Origin of the sequence: Paragemmobacter ruber, from assembly GCF_009908315.1 — a bacterium.
Classification (GTDB): Bacteria; Pseudomonadota; Alphaproteobacteria; order Rhodobacterales; family Rhodobacteraceae; genus Paragemmobacter; species Paragemmobacter ruber.
In genome coordinates this window covers 738,606-752,832 of record NZ_JAAATW010000001.1, presented here as the reverse complement: position 1 = coordinate 752,832, position 14,227 = coordinate 738,606, and the positions used below count along the sequence as shown (strand labels likewise).

Annotated in this window: 12 protein-coding genes; 4 read left to right on the top strand and 8 right to left on the bottom strand. The window is 67.1% G+C overall.

Annotation, left to right across the window (positions count from 1 at the left end; all coding sequences use genetic code 11):
* Positions 1–5 precede the first annotated feature (5 nt).
* A complete protein-coding gene (locus GU920_RS03595) occupies positions 6–1,175 on the top strand; it encodes a serine hydrolase domain-containing protein (protein WP_235933040.1) in 1,170 nt (389 codons plus the stop codon).
* Between the two features lie 3 nt (positions 1,176–1,178).
* On the opposite strand, the gene GU920_RS03590 is transcribed toward GU920_RS03595, so the two are convergent.
* Both GU920_RS03590 and GU920_RS03585 read right to left on the bottom strand, forming a co-directional pair.
* Positions 1,179–2,186 (bottom strand): YcjF family protein, encoded by a 1,008-nt coding sequence (locus GU920_RS03590; RefSeq protein WP_161765584.1) that lies wholly within the window; start codon positions 2,184–2,186, stop codon positions 1,179–1,181.
* Positions 2,183–3,598, bottom strand: a complete 1,416-nt coding sequence (locus GU920_RS03585) for a YcjX family GTP-binding protein (protein ID WP_161765583.1) — start codon at positions 3,596–3,598, stop codon at positions 2,183–2,185. The genes GU920_RS03590 and GU920_RS03585 overlap by 4 nt, the downstream gene beginning before the upstream one ends.
* Positions 3,599–3,719: 121 nt before the next feature.
* Here GU920_RS03585 and truA point away from each other — a divergent pair, with 121 nt between their 5' ends.
* On the top strand, positions 3,720–4,493 hold the full coding sequence (truA, locus tag GU920_RS03580; protein WP_161765582.1) for a tRNA pseudouridine(38-40) synthase TruA: 774 nt from the start codon (positions 3,720–3,722) through the stop codon (positions 4,491–4,493).
* A gap of 180 nt (positions 4,494–4,673) precedes the next feature.
* Here the strand turns inward: truA and GU920_RS03575 are convergent, their stop codons facing one another.
* A complete protein-coding gene (locus tag GU920_RS03575; protein WP_161765581.1) occupies positions 4,674–6,299 on the bottom strand; it encodes a SulP family inorganic anion transporter in 1,626 nt (541 codons plus the stop codon).
* A gap of 81 nt (positions 6,300–6,380) precedes the next feature.
* On the opposite strand from GU920_RS03575, the gene GU920_RS03570 reads away from it, so the two are divergent.
* Complete coding sequence (locus tag GU920_RS03570) at positions 6,381–6,866, top strand: HugZ family pyridoxamine 5'-phosphate oxidase (RefSeq protein WP_161765580.1); 486 nt, start codon at positions 6,381–6,383, stop codon at positions 6,864–6,866.
* 53 nt (positions 6,867–6,919) lie between these two features.
* On the opposite strand, the gene GU920_RS03565 is transcribed toward GU920_RS03570, so the two are convergent.
* The 3 genes from GU920_RS03565 to GU920_RS03555 form a co-directional block, all read right to left on the bottom strand.
* Entirely contained in the window at positions 6,920–9,208 is a 2,289-nt protein-coding gene (locus tag GU920_RS03565; protein WP_161765579.1) for a glycosyl hydrolase family 28-related protein, read from the bottom strand.
* A 90-nt stretch (positions 9,209–9,298) separates the two neighbouring features.
* Complete coding sequence (locus tag GU920_RS03560; RefSeq protein ID WP_161765578.1) at positions 9,299–9,700, bottom strand: DUF4864 domain-containing protein; 402 nt, start codon at positions 9,698–9,700, stop codon at positions 9,299–9,301.
* Between the two features lie 102 nt (positions 9,701–9,802).
* Entirely contained in the window at positions 9,803–11,383 is a 1,581-nt protein-coding gene (locus GU920_RS03555) for a lysine--tRNA ligase (protein ID WP_161765577.1), read from the bottom strand.
* 140 nt (positions 11,384–11,523) lie between these two features.
* Between GU920_RS03555 and GU920_RS03550 the strand changes: the two genes are divergently transcribed.
* A complete protein-coding gene (locus GU920_RS03550) occupies positions 11,524–11,943 on the top strand; it encodes a tellurite resistance TerB family protein (RefSeq protein WP_161765576.1) in 420 nt (139 codons plus the stop codon).
* A 10-nt stretch (positions 11,944–11,953) separates the two neighbouring features.
* On the opposite strand, the gene dacB is transcribed toward GU920_RS03550, so the two are convergent.
* Together dacB and GU920_RS03540 are read right to left on the bottom strand one after the other, a co-directional pair.
* Positions 11,954–13,429 carry a D-alanyl-D-alanine carboxypeptidase/D-alanyl-D-alanine endopeptidase gene (gene dacB / locus GU920_RS03545; protein ID WP_161765575.1) on the bottom strand — a complete coding sequence of 492 codons (1,476 nt, stop codon included), beginning with the start codon at positions 13,427–13,429 and terminating at the stop codon, positions 11,954–11,956.
* A gap of 88 nt (positions 13,430–13,517) precedes the next feature.
* Complete coding sequence (locus tag GU920_RS03540; protein WP_161765574.1) at positions 13,518–14,114, bottom strand: nicotinate-nucleotide adenylyltransferase; 597 nt, start codon at positions 14,112–14,114, stop codon at positions 13,518–13,520.
* Between the last annotated feature and the right edge of the window lie 113 nt (positions 14,115–14,227).

Here is a 14,227-nt window from a genome sequence, read left to right as displayed (position 1 = left end):
ATGGCATGGCTGGCGAAACGCTGGGAGGGGACATGCGCAGGCTGGGCCGGATCGTCATCGTGGTGTTGCTGCTGATCGGTGCGCTGGCGCTGTGGAAGCGGGAAGAGATCGCGCGCCTGATGGCGGTGAACAGCCTGTTCGCGGCGGATCGGATCGTCACGAACTTTTCCAACATGGACCGTCTGTTCCTTTCCCGCCCGCTGTCGCGGGGCGAGGGGCCGGTCAGCCCCCTTCCTGCAGGCGCTGAGGCCACGCTGCCCGCAGAGGTGGCAGACTGGATCGCAGCGCGAACCGTGACGGCGCTGGTCATCCTGAAGGATGGGCAGGTGGTGCATGAAAGCTATCACCAGGGGACCGGGCCCGGGGACCTGCGCATTTCGTGGAGCGTGGCGAAGAGCTTTCTTTCCGCCCTGTTCGGCATCGTTCTGGCCGAAGGGCATATCGACAGCCTCGATGATCCGGTTACAAAATATGCCCCGTCGCTGGCGGGGACGGCTTATGACGGGGTGAGCCTGCGGCAGATCCTTACGATGTCGTCGGGCGTGGCCTTTGATGAGGATTATCTGGACTTCTGGTCGGACATCAATCGCATGGGTCGGGTGCTGGCGCTGGGCCAGTCGATGGACGGTTTCGCCGCGAGCCTGACCGAGCGCGCCGCCGCGCCGGGCGAACGGTTCCACTATGTGTCGATCGATACGCATGTTCTGGGCATGATCATCCGGGGCGCGACGGGCGAGGATATTCCGGAACTGCTGGAGCGGCATATCCTTGCGCCCTTGGGGCTGGAGGCCGCGCCCCATTACCTGACCGATGGCTATGGCGTCAGCTTCGTGCTGGGCGGGTTGAACATGACGACGCGGGATTATGCGCGGTTCGGGCAGATGATCGCGCAAGGCGGGGTTTGGCAGGGGCGGCAGATCGTTCCGCGCGACTGGATCGAGGCATCGGTCACGCCGTCGGCCCCGGGCGGGGCGGGCTATGGCTATCAGTGGTGGATTGCCGAGGGCGCCGTTCCGGGCGAGGTGAATGCGCAGGGCATCTATGGGCAATACATCTGGATCGACCGGGCGCGGAACATCGTCATCGCGGTGAATGCCGCCGATCGGGGGTTCGAAGAGGAAGGCGTGGCCGCGGGCAATATCGCCCTGTTCCGCCGCATCGCCGACGGGCTGTAGGGATCAAACCTTCTGCGCGTCTTCCCCGCGCCCGTCGTCGCCCCGATTAAGCAGGCCCGCAAGCGCGCGGCTGACGGTCTGGCTGACGCCGGGGCGGGGCAGGGCAGCAAAGGGCATGGGGCGGCAGATCTCCATCGCGGCGATGCCCACCCGGGCGGTGAGCGCGCCGTTGACGACCCCTTCGCCAAAGCGGCGCGACAGGCGCGACAGCACGCCGCCCCCGGCGACAGAGCCGATCAGATCGTCGGTCAGGGCGACCGCGCCGGTGGCGACCAGATGCCCGAACACCCGGCGCAGAAGCCGCATGGAGCCAAGCGTGCCAGACCGCCCGCCGTAGATTTCGGCGATGCGGCGGATCATGCGGAGATTGGCGAAAAGCGCCATGGCGACATCGGCCAGCGCCAGCGGCACCAGCGCGGTGACGGTGGCGACCTGTCGGGTGGCGGCATCTACCTCGGCCCGGGCTGCGGTGTCGAGGGGGGCCATGAGATCCGTCTCGGCCAGGCGCAGGGTGGCGTCGGCATCCAGAACGTCACCGCTGCGATCCTTGAACCGGGCGAGCGACCAGGCCATGTCTGGGCGCCGTGCATAGAGGGCGGTGAGTTCGGCTGTGGCCTTCTTTGCCTCTGCGAGGGTGGTGGCGCCAGTCACGCGCTGGCGCAGACCGTCGAGCTTGGCAAGGCGGGCGAAGGTGGCGGCTTCGCGCAGGGCGAGGAGGAGGGCGGCAAGGCTGGCCGCCGCCACAACGGCGAGTGCTACGGAACCCAGAAGGGTGTTCGTGGTCAGAAGGCCGGTGACGAAGTCCCACACCGCCACGGACAGGACGAAGGTGAACAGCGCGCCGAAGGACCAGATGGCAAAGCGCCCCAGCGCAGAGCGCGGGCGGCTGGCGCCAAGGCGCAGCGCGGCCTGCATGGCGCGGCCATCCGGCAGAAGGTCCGGCACGGGAGGGGCGAGCGCGGGGTCTGCGCTTTCGGTCACTTCGACGAGGAAGGGTTTGTCGGCGGTCACAGCCTGTCTCCGATCAGGAATTCCATCGCGCGGTCGAGCCGGATATGCGGCGGGCCATCGCCGGGCCTGAGCGTCATCTTCAGCGGTGGTTCAAAGGACATCAGGCCGAACTCGGCATCTAGCCAGCGGTCGGCCCCCTGGCGGGCGGGCGACAGCAGGCGGGCGGGATCGTCGGGCAGGCGGCCGGGATAGAGGGCCACCACACGCCCGTCGGGCAGGCGGCCGCGCACGCAATCCAGCGGGGTGCCGTCGCGCATCACGGTTTCCTCCACCGTCGCGCGGAAGCCTGCCAGCGACATGGCACCCGTCAGGGCGCCCGCGAATTCGGCGCGATCGCGCGCCTCGCGCAGCATGGCCTGCATGATGGCGGTCAGCGCGGGGTGCTGGCTGTGGTGCAGGTGATCGGCCTTGGTGGCGGCAAACAGGATCCGCTCCACCCGTTTGCCGCCCAGAAGCGCGGTGAGCCAGCTGTTCCGCCCGGGGCGGAAGGTGGCCAGCACGTCGGCCATGACGCGGCGCAGGTCTTCCAGCGCCTGCGGTCCCTGATGGATGGCCCCCAGCACATCGGCCAGCACGATCTGCCGGTCCACCCGCGCGAAATGATCGCGGAAGAAGGGGCGGACGACCTTTGACTTATAGCCTTCGAAGCGGCGTTCCATTTCGTGCCACAGGCTGCCACGCGGGGTGCTGGCGGGGCGGGGCAGCGGGGCAAAGGTGAGGACGGGCGATCCCGCCAGATCGCCGGGCAGAAGGAAGCGACCGGGCGTGCAATCGGCCCAGCCCGCCGTGCGCGCGCCGGCCAGATAGGCGGTGAACAGCGCGGCCAGCGCCTGCGCGCGGGGTTCGTCATGCGGCAGCGACCCATCCTCCGCCCGGGCGGTGGCGAGGAATTCGGCCGCTTCGGGCCGTTTGGACAGGCGGGTGAGCACCTCATCCGACCAGTCGGCATAGGATTTGTCGAGAAGGCCAAGGTCCATCAGCCATTCGCCGGGGTAATCGACGATGTCCAGATGCACGGTGCGCGGGCCGGTCAGACCCGAGAGCCAGCCATCGGGGCGGATGCGGAAGGACAGGCGCAGTTCCGATACCGCGCGGGTGCTGTCGGGCCAGCGGGGGCTGTCGCCGGTGAGGGCGGCGAGGTGGCCTTCGTAATCGAAGCGCGGCAGGGTCACATCGGGTTGCGGCTGCAGCCAGACGGAGTCGATCCTTCCGGCGGACTGAGCGGCCAGTTGTGGCATGCGCCCGCGATCCAGCAGGTTGGCGACAAGGCCGGTGATGAAGACGGTCTTGCCCGCACGGCTGAGGCCGGTGACGCCCAAGCGGATCACGGGTTCGAACAGCGCCTCGGACAGGCTGGCGGTGGCGCCTTCGATCCCGCGGGAGAGGCTGTCGGTGATGGATGAAAGAACCAATCTCTTCCCCTGACTATCCCCCCAACATAAGGGTTGGGCGCGCGGATGTGTAGCCACGCCCAGCCCCGTGCCGGATGGGGAAGGCTGGACAGGGCCGCCCGGCTGCTGCTAACCGGGCGGCATGCCACGCTATGCCCTTTTGATCGACTATGACGGGTCGCCCTTCAACGGGTGGCAGCGGCAGGCGGCGGGCCAGCCGTCCGTGCAGGCGGCGGTAGAGGCCGCGCTGGCCCGGCTGGAGCCGGGGCCGCATACGATCGCGGCGGCGGGGCGCACGGATGCGGGCGTTCACGCCACGGGGCAGGTCGCGCATTGCGACCTGACGCGGGACTGGGATCCGTTCCGCCTGTCAGAGGCGTTGAACTTTCACCTCAAGCCCGATCCGGTGGCGGTGTTGCGGGCGGTGCGGGTTGCGGAGGATTTCCATGCGCGCTTCAGCGCGGTGAAGCGGCGCTATCTGTTCCGGCTGGTGGCGCGGCGGGCGCCGGTGACGCATGATCGCGGGCGGGTGTGGCAGGTGCTGAACCCGCTCGATTTGCAGGCGATGCGCGCTGGGGCCGCGCATCTGATCGGCCTGCATGATTTCACCACGTTCCGATCCACGCTGTGCCAGTCGAAAAGCCCGGTCAAGACGCTGGACGAGATCACGATCACCGAACAGGCGGTGCCGGGCGGGGTGGAATACCGCTTCACGCTGCGGGCGCGCAGTTTCCTGCACAATCAGGTGCGCTCCATCGTGGGAACGCTGGAACGGGTGGGGGCGGGCGGCTGGCAACCCGGGGATGTGGCCGCAGCGCTGGCGGCGCGCGATCGCGCGGCCTGCGGGCCGGTTTGCCCGCCGCAGGGGCTGTATCTGACCGGGGTGGGCTATCCCGACGATCCGTTTGGTCCGTAAAGACCGTGGGGCATCCCTGATCGTCTTGCCGCTTCATCTTGGCAAAAATACCCCGGGGGGTCAGACATCGGATCGCCATCGGTTCAAGAGCCGATGGCTGACGGGCAGCGCCCCCACACTTGCGCCGGAGCGCGCAGGCGCGCAGGCGAGGCAAAAGACATGCGCGTGAGCGCCTTTGGATCACGCCTGTTCCAGCGCGGCGAGATCGGGCAGGAAGCGGACGGGTTGCTGGAGCAGGCCCTGATGTTCCAGCGTGTCGCGCACGGCCGGGCGGGCGCCCACGACGGTGAGGATACCCCCCCGCCGCGCCATGCGCCGCGCGAGTAAAAGGAAGGACCGCGCGCCCGAGGAATCGATCATCGGCACATCGGTCAGGTCGATGACAAACTCGCGCGGGCGGTCGGCGATGCGTTCGAGCACCGATCCCAGCCGCGCCGCCGCGCCAAAGAACCACGGGCCCCGCAGGCGGATCACCACCCGGTCGTCATCGGCGGTGGAGATCGCCATGTCGGCGGCATCGGTCACCTCGGCCGCCTCGGACATGCGGGCGATGAAGACGAGGCCCCCCAGCGCGAAGCCCACGATGATGCCTTCGGTCAGATCGCGGAACACCACGAGCAGGAAGGTGACGAGAAGGACCATCGCATCGGCGCGCGAGGCGCGCAGGAGGTGCCAGAATTCCTCTTTCTCGGCCATGTTCCATGCCACCACGGCCAGCACCCCGGCCAGCGCGGCCAGCGGGATATAGGCCGCAAGCGGCGCGGCGATCAGCATGAAGGCCAGCACGAAGAGGGCGTGCAGCATCCCCGAGACCGGCCCCCGCGATCCGGCGCGGACATTGGTGGCGGTGCGGGCGATGGTGCCGGTGACGCAGAAGCCGCCGAAGAGCGCCGATCCCACATTGGCGGCCCCTTGCGCCACCAGTTCGGCATTGCTGCGGTGGCGGGCGCCGCTCATCCCGTCGGCGACCACGGCGGAGAGGAGGGATTCGATGGCGCCCAGCAGGGTGAAGCTGACCGCCCAAGGGAGCGCCTGCCACAGCGCATCGGCCGTCGGGACGGGCAGCGCCGGGGCGGGGGGCGTGCGGGGCAGGTCGCCGAATTTCGTGCCGATGGTTTCCACCGGCAGGGCAAGGGCCGCCACAGCGACAGAGGCGAGGGCGACGGCGATCAGCATGCCCGGCGCGCCGGGGCGCCAGCGCTTGATCCCTTGGATTACCGCGATGACCCCCAGCGCCACGGCAACGGCGGCGGGGGTGACGGTGTCGCGCGCGGCCCAGAGGACGTGGACCTTCTCCACGATCTCGCCCGGTTCGGGGGTGGCGAGGGTGAGGCCGAAAAGATCACGGATCTGGCTGGCGAAGATGATGACGGCGATGCCCGCGGTAAAGCCCACGGTGACGGGATAGGGGATGAAGCGGATATAGGTGCCAAGGCGCAGCGCCCCCGCCGCCATCAGCAGGAAACCCGACAGGAAGGTGGCAAGGATCAGCCCGTCGATCCCGATGGCCATGACGCAGGCCGAGACGAGCACGATGAAGGCCCCGGCAGGGCCGCCGATCTGGAACCGCGATCCGCCAAGGGCCGAGACGAGGAAGCCGCCTATGATGGTGGTGTAGAGGCCCCGTTCCGGCTCTACCCCGCTGGCGATGGCGATGGCCATGGACAGGGGCAGCGCCACGATGGCGACGGTCAGCCCGGCCAGCGCATCGGCGCGCAGGTCGGATGCGCGATAGCCTTCGCCCAGGACCGTCAGGATCTTGGGCAGAAACTCGGGCTCGGGTGCGGAGCGGGTTGTGTTGGGCATGATCCCGGTGCTAGCCAGATTGGCCTATGCGGCAAGGAAACGCCCGCTGCTGCCCCCTGTCAATCACCGGATCATCCCGCCATGCCCGAACGCCCCGACCCCGTTGCCACCGCCGATGACGAAGCGCGCGCGCTGGCGCGGGGGCTGTTGCAGGCGGCACGGGTGGCGGCGCTGGCGGTGACCGATCCGGCGGATGGCCTGCCAGGGATCAGCCGCATCGCCTTTGGCCGGACGGAGGCGGGCGAGATGGTATCGCTGGTCTCGGCGCTGGCGCCGCATTACGGGGCGCTGCGGCAGAACCCGGACTGCGCGCTGATGGTGGGCGAGGTGGGGGCGAAGGGCGATCCCTTGACCCATCCCCGGCTGATGGTGAAGGCGGTGGCGCATTTCGTTTCGCGCGACGAGGCGCGCCATGCGGCGCTGCGCGAGGAATGGCTGCGGATCCAGCCCAAGGCAAAGCTCTATGTCGATTTTGCGGATTTCGCCTTTGTCTGCTTCACGCCGCGTTCCGCCCTGCTGAATGGCGGCTTTGCGCGGGCGTTTCGACTGCAGCCGGGCGATCTGTAACCGGGCGTTCTGTAACCGGGGCGGCCCCATCTGCCGCCCCGTTTCGGGGGCGGTCAGGTGGGATTGTCCGCGCGCACGGTGAGAAGGACGCGCCCGCGCACGGGCGTGGGCCAGCGGACATGCACCTGATTGCGCGCGCTGCCCTGTTCCACCAGAACGTGGGGCTGCACATATTGCGCGACATTCGCGGCGTTCTGCACCGGGCCCTCAGGCACCAGACCCGACACCACCCGCGCCCTGCCGCCAAAGGGCAGGAAGGGCCCAGGCGAGACAACCCATGTGTCAGAGGCGGTGGTCTGGGAATGTTCGATGATGACCGGGCTCACGGTGATCTGCGACACGGAGTGGAAGGCATTGGCATCGAAGGTGATGTTGCGCATCCGCCCGAAATCGAGCGTGGCGAAGGTGTCATCCACCATCTCGACCCGCTCCACGCTGCCATTGACCACGCGAAAGGCGTTGTCGGTGACCACCAGCCCGTTGATGAAATGGCCCGGACCCCGGGGGGTGACCACGATCCAGCGGAAGGCGCTGCTCACGTCGATGGCCATGAAGATATTGCCCGAAATCGTGAGGCCGCCGAAGGACAGCTCGTTGCTGAAATCCGGCTCGGGGTCGTGTTCGTTGGACCATTCGACAAAGCAGTTGTCGATGTAGTTGCCGGTCACCACGCTGCGGGCATGGGTCGAGGTGAAGATGAGGCCTGCGCGCCGCAGACCGGCGACCTGATCATCGCCCTGAAAGAAGTGGTTGGCCACGACGAGGTGGCCCGATCCCCCCAGCACCGCGAAATGGGCAAAGCGCACGATGCGGTTCTCGCGCAGCTTGGCGTCATTGGCATTCACGTTCAGCGCGATGGTGGTGCGGTTCTGGGCGGGGACGTCCTGTTCGTTCGACAGGAACTGGCAGAGATCGACCATGAGCCCCTGACAGCCCGAACCGATGGAGGTGATGCCCCGGTCGCGCGGGCGGTTGAAGACGCAGTTATCCACCCGCAGCGCGATGCCGACGCGGGGCAGGATCAGGCCGCTGGCGGTGCCTGCGCAGCCGAACTCGATCTCGCGGAATTCCAGCCGGCTGAGGTTTTCGAAACCGCTCAGATCGACGAGATAGCGATAGCGCTGGAAGGTGAAGGTGCGCGTTCCGGCAGCAGCGAAAAGGGGCATCGACAGGGTCAGGCTTCCGGCGGCGACGTTGACGGCGCGGACATAGACCTCGCGCCCCACGCCGGTGCCCGAGATGCGTGCGCCAACAGGGATGTTGGCGATGTTGGCAACCCCCGTCAGGGTTTCGGGCTGTGCCACGGAATAGGTGGCGACGGAGGTGACGGTGGTGGTGTCCCATGCCGGGCCGGCGGCGGCCTCAAGCTGGCCGTTGCGGATGACACGGCGCTGGTTGAAGGTCATAAGCCCCGACAGGGCCGCCATGTCCACCGGCGCAGAGAGCGCGATGCGGCGGCCGGACAGATCAAGTTCGACATGATCGGTGAAGAAGAACAGGGCCTGCACGGCCTTGCGGAAGCCTGCCTCTTCGCCGCCGAAGGCGGCGGCATAGGTGTTCAGGTCGAAATTGCGGGTGCAGGTGAGGCGGATCTCGGGCGGCATGGTGACGGTGCCTTCGAAGCGCACATCGCTTTCAAACGTCACGTTGCCCGCCAGCCTGTAGGTGCCCGCCGAGACGAGGACGGAGCGCTGTCCTGCGGCGGCATCGGCGGCCTCGAAGGCGGCGGTATCGTCGGTGATGCCATCGCCCCGGGCGCCGTAGTCGCGCACATCGACCCAGGTCATCATGTTGCGATGGAAGACGTCGGTCGCGTCTTCGATGGTGATGTCGTCGATGCGCACCACTGCGCCGGTGGGACCCGTCAGATCAATCCCGAAATGGCCATAGGCGGGTGCGGTGCCCCAGACCATGTCCACCCCGCTGCGGTTGCCCGAACCGACCAGTGCCTGAACGGTGACCACCTCGCCATACTGATCCAGCGCGACGGTCGGCCCGATCTGGACGGCGGTGGGAACATTCGCGCCGTTGGCCGCTGCGGCAAAGGCCGCGATGCGCACCGAAGGAAAGGGACCGGAGAGGCATTTCACGCGGGCGGTCACGCGCAGATACATGCCCGGGCGGCAGGGGATCTGCTGGAAGCTGCGCAGCTTCAGCGTGGCGGTGGTCTTTTGCACCTCAAGACAGCCGCTGAAGTCCTGATCGGCGGGGACGAAGGCCGCATTGGGCTGATTGGCCCAAGATCCCTGACCGGGAAGCCCGTCTTCGCGCGACCACAGGTTCAGCCCCGCCTCAAAAGCCGGAGGCATCAGCACCAGCCCGTCCGTCACTGCCTTGTTCATCTTGTCCCCTCGCCGGTTAACAACGGGCAAACGGGTAGCAAGGCAGGGTTAACGGGATGTCAGACGAGCGTGCGCCGAGAGGCCAGCCCGTCAGGCCCCGACACCGGGTTCGGGCAGCAGCTGGACGGCGTTGATCTGCCAGCCTTCCTCCGTCTGGATCATCTGGTAATCGAGGATATGGGTGCGGCCGGATTGATCGGTGATCATCACCTTCTGCCACAGCCTTCCTGCGATCTCGCGCTGTTCGAGCATCTGCACGGCGCCCGGGCGGTGGACCATGGGATAGCCGTTCTTGACCATCATCCCGAAATTTTCGGGCGACATGAAGATCGACTTGATGGTGGGCGAGGCGAAGGTGAAGGCGGTAGCGAAATCGTCGGCCTTGAACGCCTCGATCTGGTTGAGGATGGTCTGCTGGACCGGATCTTCCTGTGCGAAGGCGGGCAGGGCAAGGCAGAGGGCAGTCAGAAGTCCAAAGGCGGTACGGCGCATGGCGGCCTCGCTGAGAAACGTCCCCAATGCCAAGGCTAGACCGATGCGGGATCAGGTCAATCCCGCAGGGCAGGATTGACCCTTTGCAAAGCGCGCCGAGGATCAGGCGGGCAGTGCGCCGGCCAGCCCCTTGTCGATCAGGGCGATGGTTTCATCCACGCCATAGAGCGCGATGAAACCACCGAAGCGCGGGCCTTCGCTGGCACCGAGCAGCACTTCATACAGCGCCTTGAACCAGTCGCGCAGCGGTTCGAAGCCGTGATCCTTGCCCACGGCGAAGACCATGCTTTGCAGCGCATCGGCATCAAGGCCGCCATCCCATGCCGCAAGGCGGGTGCGCAGATCCTCGATCGCGGCGCGTTCGCGGGCGTCGGGGGCGCGGAACTGCCGCGTGGGGGCGATGCGGTCGGCAAAGTAGCGGACGGCAAAGCCCGCCGCCGCGTCCAGATCGGGATGGGTTTCGGGGCTGGCCTCGGGCGCATAGGCGTGGATATAGCCCCACAGCCCTTTGGCATCCTTGGCCCCCGCGACGCTGGCAAGGTTCAAGAGCATGCCGAAGGGGACGACCATTTTCGATTCCGGCGGGTTGCCGCCATGGATATGCCAGACCGGGTTGTTGACCTGACCCTCCACATCCTGCGTCGGATAGGCGCGAAGCTGCTGGTGGTATTCATCCACCGCGCGCGGGATGACGTCGAAATGCATCCGCTTGGCCGTCTTGGGCTTTTGATACATGAAATAGGACAGGCTTTCCGTGGCGGCATAGGTCAGCCATTCGTCGATGGTCAGGCCGTTGCCCTTGGATTTGGAAATCTTCTGCCCCTGATCGTCGAGGAACAGCTCATAGGTCATGTGGTTGGGCTTTCGGCCGCCCAGCACCTCGCAGATGCCGTCATAGATCGGCGTGTTGGTGCTGTGATCCTTGCCGTACATTTCGAAATCCACGCCGAGCGCGGCCCAGCGGGCGCCGAAATCGGGCTTCCATTGCAGCTTCACATGGCCGCCTGTCACCGGCAGGGTCCATTCACGGCCATCCTCATCGTCGAAGGTGATCTCGCCCCGCGCGGCATCGACATTCTTCATGGGCACATAGAGCACGCGGCCCGTCTCGGGGTGGATCGGCAGGAAGCAGGAATAGGTCTGCTGGCGTTCCTCGCGCAGGGACGCCAGCATGATGTTCATGATCGCATCATAGCGCTCGGCCGCAAGGCGCAGCGTGGCGTCGAACTGGCCCGAGCCGTAGAAGTCGGTCGCCGAGATGAAGTCGTACTGGAAGCCGAAGGTATCGAGGAACCGCCGCAGCATGGCGTTGTTGTGGTGGCCGAAGCTTTCATATTCGCCGTAAGGGTCGGGCACGCTGGTGAGCGGCTTTTGCATATGCTGGCGCAGCATGTCCTGCTGAGGCACGTTCTCGGGCACCTTGCGCATACCGTCGAGATCGTCGGAAAAGCAGATGAGCCGGGTCGGGATGTCGCTGATCACCTCAAACGCGCGGCGGATCATGGTCGTGCGCGCCACTTCGCCGAAGGTGCCGATATGGGGCAGGCCGGAGGGGCCATAGCCTGTCTCGAACAGGACGTACCCCTTTTCGGGATCCTTCTTTTCATACCGTTTCAGGATGGCGCGGGCCTCTTCAAAGGGCCAGGCTTTCGATTTCATCGCCGCATCGCGCAGGGAAGACATGGCTTCACATCCTTTGGCATCTGCCCGGGGCCCCATGCCCCCGCAAACCCCCGTCCTCTATTGCCGCCCCTGCATCACGTCAATAATGTGCGACAAGATAGGCCCGGGATGCGGGCTGCGAACATCAAGGATGCTTTGGAATGTCCGATACCGCCCCCATGTCGCCGCAGGACGCGCTGATCGCCGTCATGGTGGCCTGTTCGGCATCCGACCAGAACATGCGCATGGCCGAACTGGTGGCGATCCAGCGCATGGTGAACCATATGCCGGTCTTTGCCGATTACGACACCGACCGCATCCGCCGCATCAGCCAGATCGTCTTTGACCTGTTCGAAGAGGAGGATGGGCTTGACGCGCTGTTCGGCCTGATCCGCGAGGCGTTGCCCGAACGGCTGAACGAGACGGCCTATGCGCTGGCCTGCGATGTGGTGACATCGGATGGCCAGCACAACGAGGTGGAGTTGCGGATGCTGGAAGAGGTGCGGGAAGAGTTGAAGGTGGACCGCCTGCACGCCGCCGCCATCGAATGGGGCGCGAGGGTGCGCCATATGAAGCCCTGAGCCGCGCCTGTCAGGCGTAAAGCCCGGCCCAGCGTGCGATGAGCTGGCCTTGCAGGCGGCGGGCGCGGCGGGTCCAGGCCTTGCCGCCCTGCGGTTCTTCGCGTTCGGCGACCGACAGGCGGTCGCGCCGCGCCGCATCGGCGCAGAAGATGGCAAAGGCCAGTTCGCGCCCTGATGGCGGTTGCACATAGCCCACCAGCGACGAGACGAAGTTCAGCGTCCCGGTCTTGCCGATCACGGTGACGGGGCTTTCGATTTCCTCGCCATCGCCGTTGCGCATGCCGATGTCGCGCAGGACTGGCTTCAGCGCGCTGCCTGCGGGCGTGGCCTGCGCCGCGACCAGCGCACGCACCATTTCAGCCGGGCTGATCCGGCTGTTGCCGCCCAGACCGGAATGATCGACAAAGCGCCCGTCTGCGCCAAGCCGGGCGCGGACCCAATCCGACATCGCATCCCCAGAGGCGCGGAGGCCCCCGGCACCAGAGGCGGTGAGGCCCACCACCTCGGCCGTCAGGTTGGTGGACCAGCGCAGCATGCGGCGCAGCACATCGGGGAAGGGATCGCCCGTCAGTTGCGCGACGACCTGCGCCCCTTGCGGCAGGCGGGGGGTGCGGGCGGGATCGGGCAGGTCGATCCCCTGCGCGCGAGCGAGGGATTGGAACACCTCTCCCGCATAGGCACCGGGGTTGCGCACGGGCAGCCAACGGCTGCCGCCCTTGCCCAAGGCTTCGCTGGCGACGGTCCATTCCTCGGCCCCGGCGCGTTCGCGCCAGGTGAAGAGGGGCGATTGCCGTTTCACCACTTCCATCCGGGCCATGCGGACCGGGGGGGCGAAGCGTTCGCCGCGCGCATCCATGGCCACGCCCCAGCCGCCCTGCGCGCGCTTCCATTCGAAATGCACGCGGTTGTAGTTGAGGTTCAGGCCCGAAATCGCCGGGTTGTAGCCCACATGATCCGGCTGGTCCGAGGTGATTGCACTGATGGCGGGCAAGGCGGAATCGTGGATCAGGAACCGGCCCGATATGCCACGGATGCCAGTCGCCGCCAGTTGCGCGGCGAGGTCACCCATACGGTCGGTGTCAAGCTCCGGGTCGCCAGAGCCAAGGAGGATGAGATCGCCGTTCACCCGCCCGCCCTGGACCGGGCCGGTCACGAGGATGCGGGTGGTGAAGCGGTGGCCCGTTCCCAGTTTTTCAAGCCCGTAGAGGGCGGTGATGGCCTTGGCCGTGCTGGCGGGTGGCAGCGCCTCGCGCTCTGCGACCGCCTCGAGCAGCTGGCCGCTGCGGGCATCGGCGACGGCGTAGCCCACCACGCCGCCCAGACCCGCTGCCTCGATCAACGCGCCCGGTTCGGGGCCAGAGGTGGAGAGCGTGGTCTGGCCCGAGGGGCGGGGCATCGGACGGGGGCTGCGCAGCAGGCCCTCGGCCAGACCGGGTGATGCCAGACCGGCGAGAACGCCCCCAAGAACGAACCGTCGCGATACCATTCCACCCCCCGATGTTGCGGGGCAAACCCTAGCCAAAGCCTTGCCCCTGCGGCAAGCGGAAGAAACGCCGCGCCGCATCAGGGAGACATCAGCGCCGCCATTCCCCGCGCGCCCGGATCGCGGTGGAGGAAGACGAATCCATGGGCAGGTTCACGAAACACCATGCGGGGGCGCGCTTGCTGCGCAGCACTTCGCCGCGATCCACCAGATCGCCGCCGTAGATGCGGGCGGCCTTGGACATGCGCGCGCGCACGCCCCAGCCGGGCCGTGCCAGCACGCCGACGGGGACCATGCGCAGGATATCCTCCCACCGTTCCCAGCGGTGGAACTGACCGAGGTTGTCGGCCCCCATCAGCCAGACGAAGCGCACGCCGGGATAGATCGCCCGCAACCGCGTGAGCGTTTCCGCCGTGAAGCGGGTGCCGAGCCGTGCCTCCAGATCACTGACCACCACCCGGGGATCGCGCATCACGGCCCGGGCCCGCGCCATGCGGTCGGGCAGCGGGGCCGGTCCCTGCACCTTGAGCGGGTTGCCGGGGCTGACAAGCCACCAGACACGGTCAAGCCCCATCCGCTTGAGCGCCTCGCGCGTGATATGGGCGTGTCCGCCATGCGCGGGATCGAAGCTGCCGCCCAGAAGCCCGATCACCATGCCCTTCCGCGCCACGGGGAAACCTGCCCGCACGCCGCCCTCCGCTGCAAATCCGGGCAACTGCCCAATCCCTTCCGCCCCAATCACCTCACGTTGCCACTGTCCAGCATTATCGCTACATGTCCCCCCAACATTCCCAAGGATTC

Excerpts from the sequence above, each read along its gene's own strand:
- dacB (WP_161765575.1), bottom strand. The coding sequence starts at position 13,429 with ATGGTATCGCGACGGTTCGTTCTTGGGGGCGTTCTCGCCGGTCTGGCA.
- GU920_RS03565 (WP_161765579.1), bottom strand. The coding sequence starts at position 9,208 with ATGAACAAGGCAGTGACGGACGGGCTGGTGCTGATGCCTCCGGCTTTT.
- truA (WP_161765582.1), top strand. The coding sequence starts at position 3,720 with ATGCCACGCTATGCCCTTTTGATCGACTATGACGGGTCGCCCTTCAAC.
- GU920_RS03550 (WP_161765576.1), top strand. The coding sequence starts at position 11,524 with ATGTCCGATACCGCCCCCATGTCGCCGCAGGACGCGCTGATCGCCGTC.
- GU920_RS03575 (WP_161765581.1), bottom strand. The coding sequence starts at position 6,299 with ATGCCCAACACAACCCGCTCCGCACCCGAGCCCGAGTTTCTGCCCAAG.
- GU920_RS03560 (WP_161765578.1), bottom strand. The coding sequence starts at position 9,700 with ATGCGCCGTACCGCCTTTGGACTTCTGACTGCCCTCTGCCTTGCCCTG.
- GU920_RS03595 (WP_235933040.1), top strand. The coding sequence starts at position 6 with ATGGCTGGCGAAACGCTGGGAGGGGACATGCGCAGGCTGGGCCGGATC.
- GU920_RS03555 (WP_161765577.1), bottom strand. The coding sequence starts at position 11,383 with ATGTCTTCCCTGCGCGATGCGGCGATGAAATCGAAAGCCTGGCCCTTT.
- GU920_RS03570 (WP_161765580.1), top strand. The coding sequence starts at position 6,381 with ATGCCCGAACGCCCCGACCCCGTTGCCACCGCCGATGACGAAGCGCGC.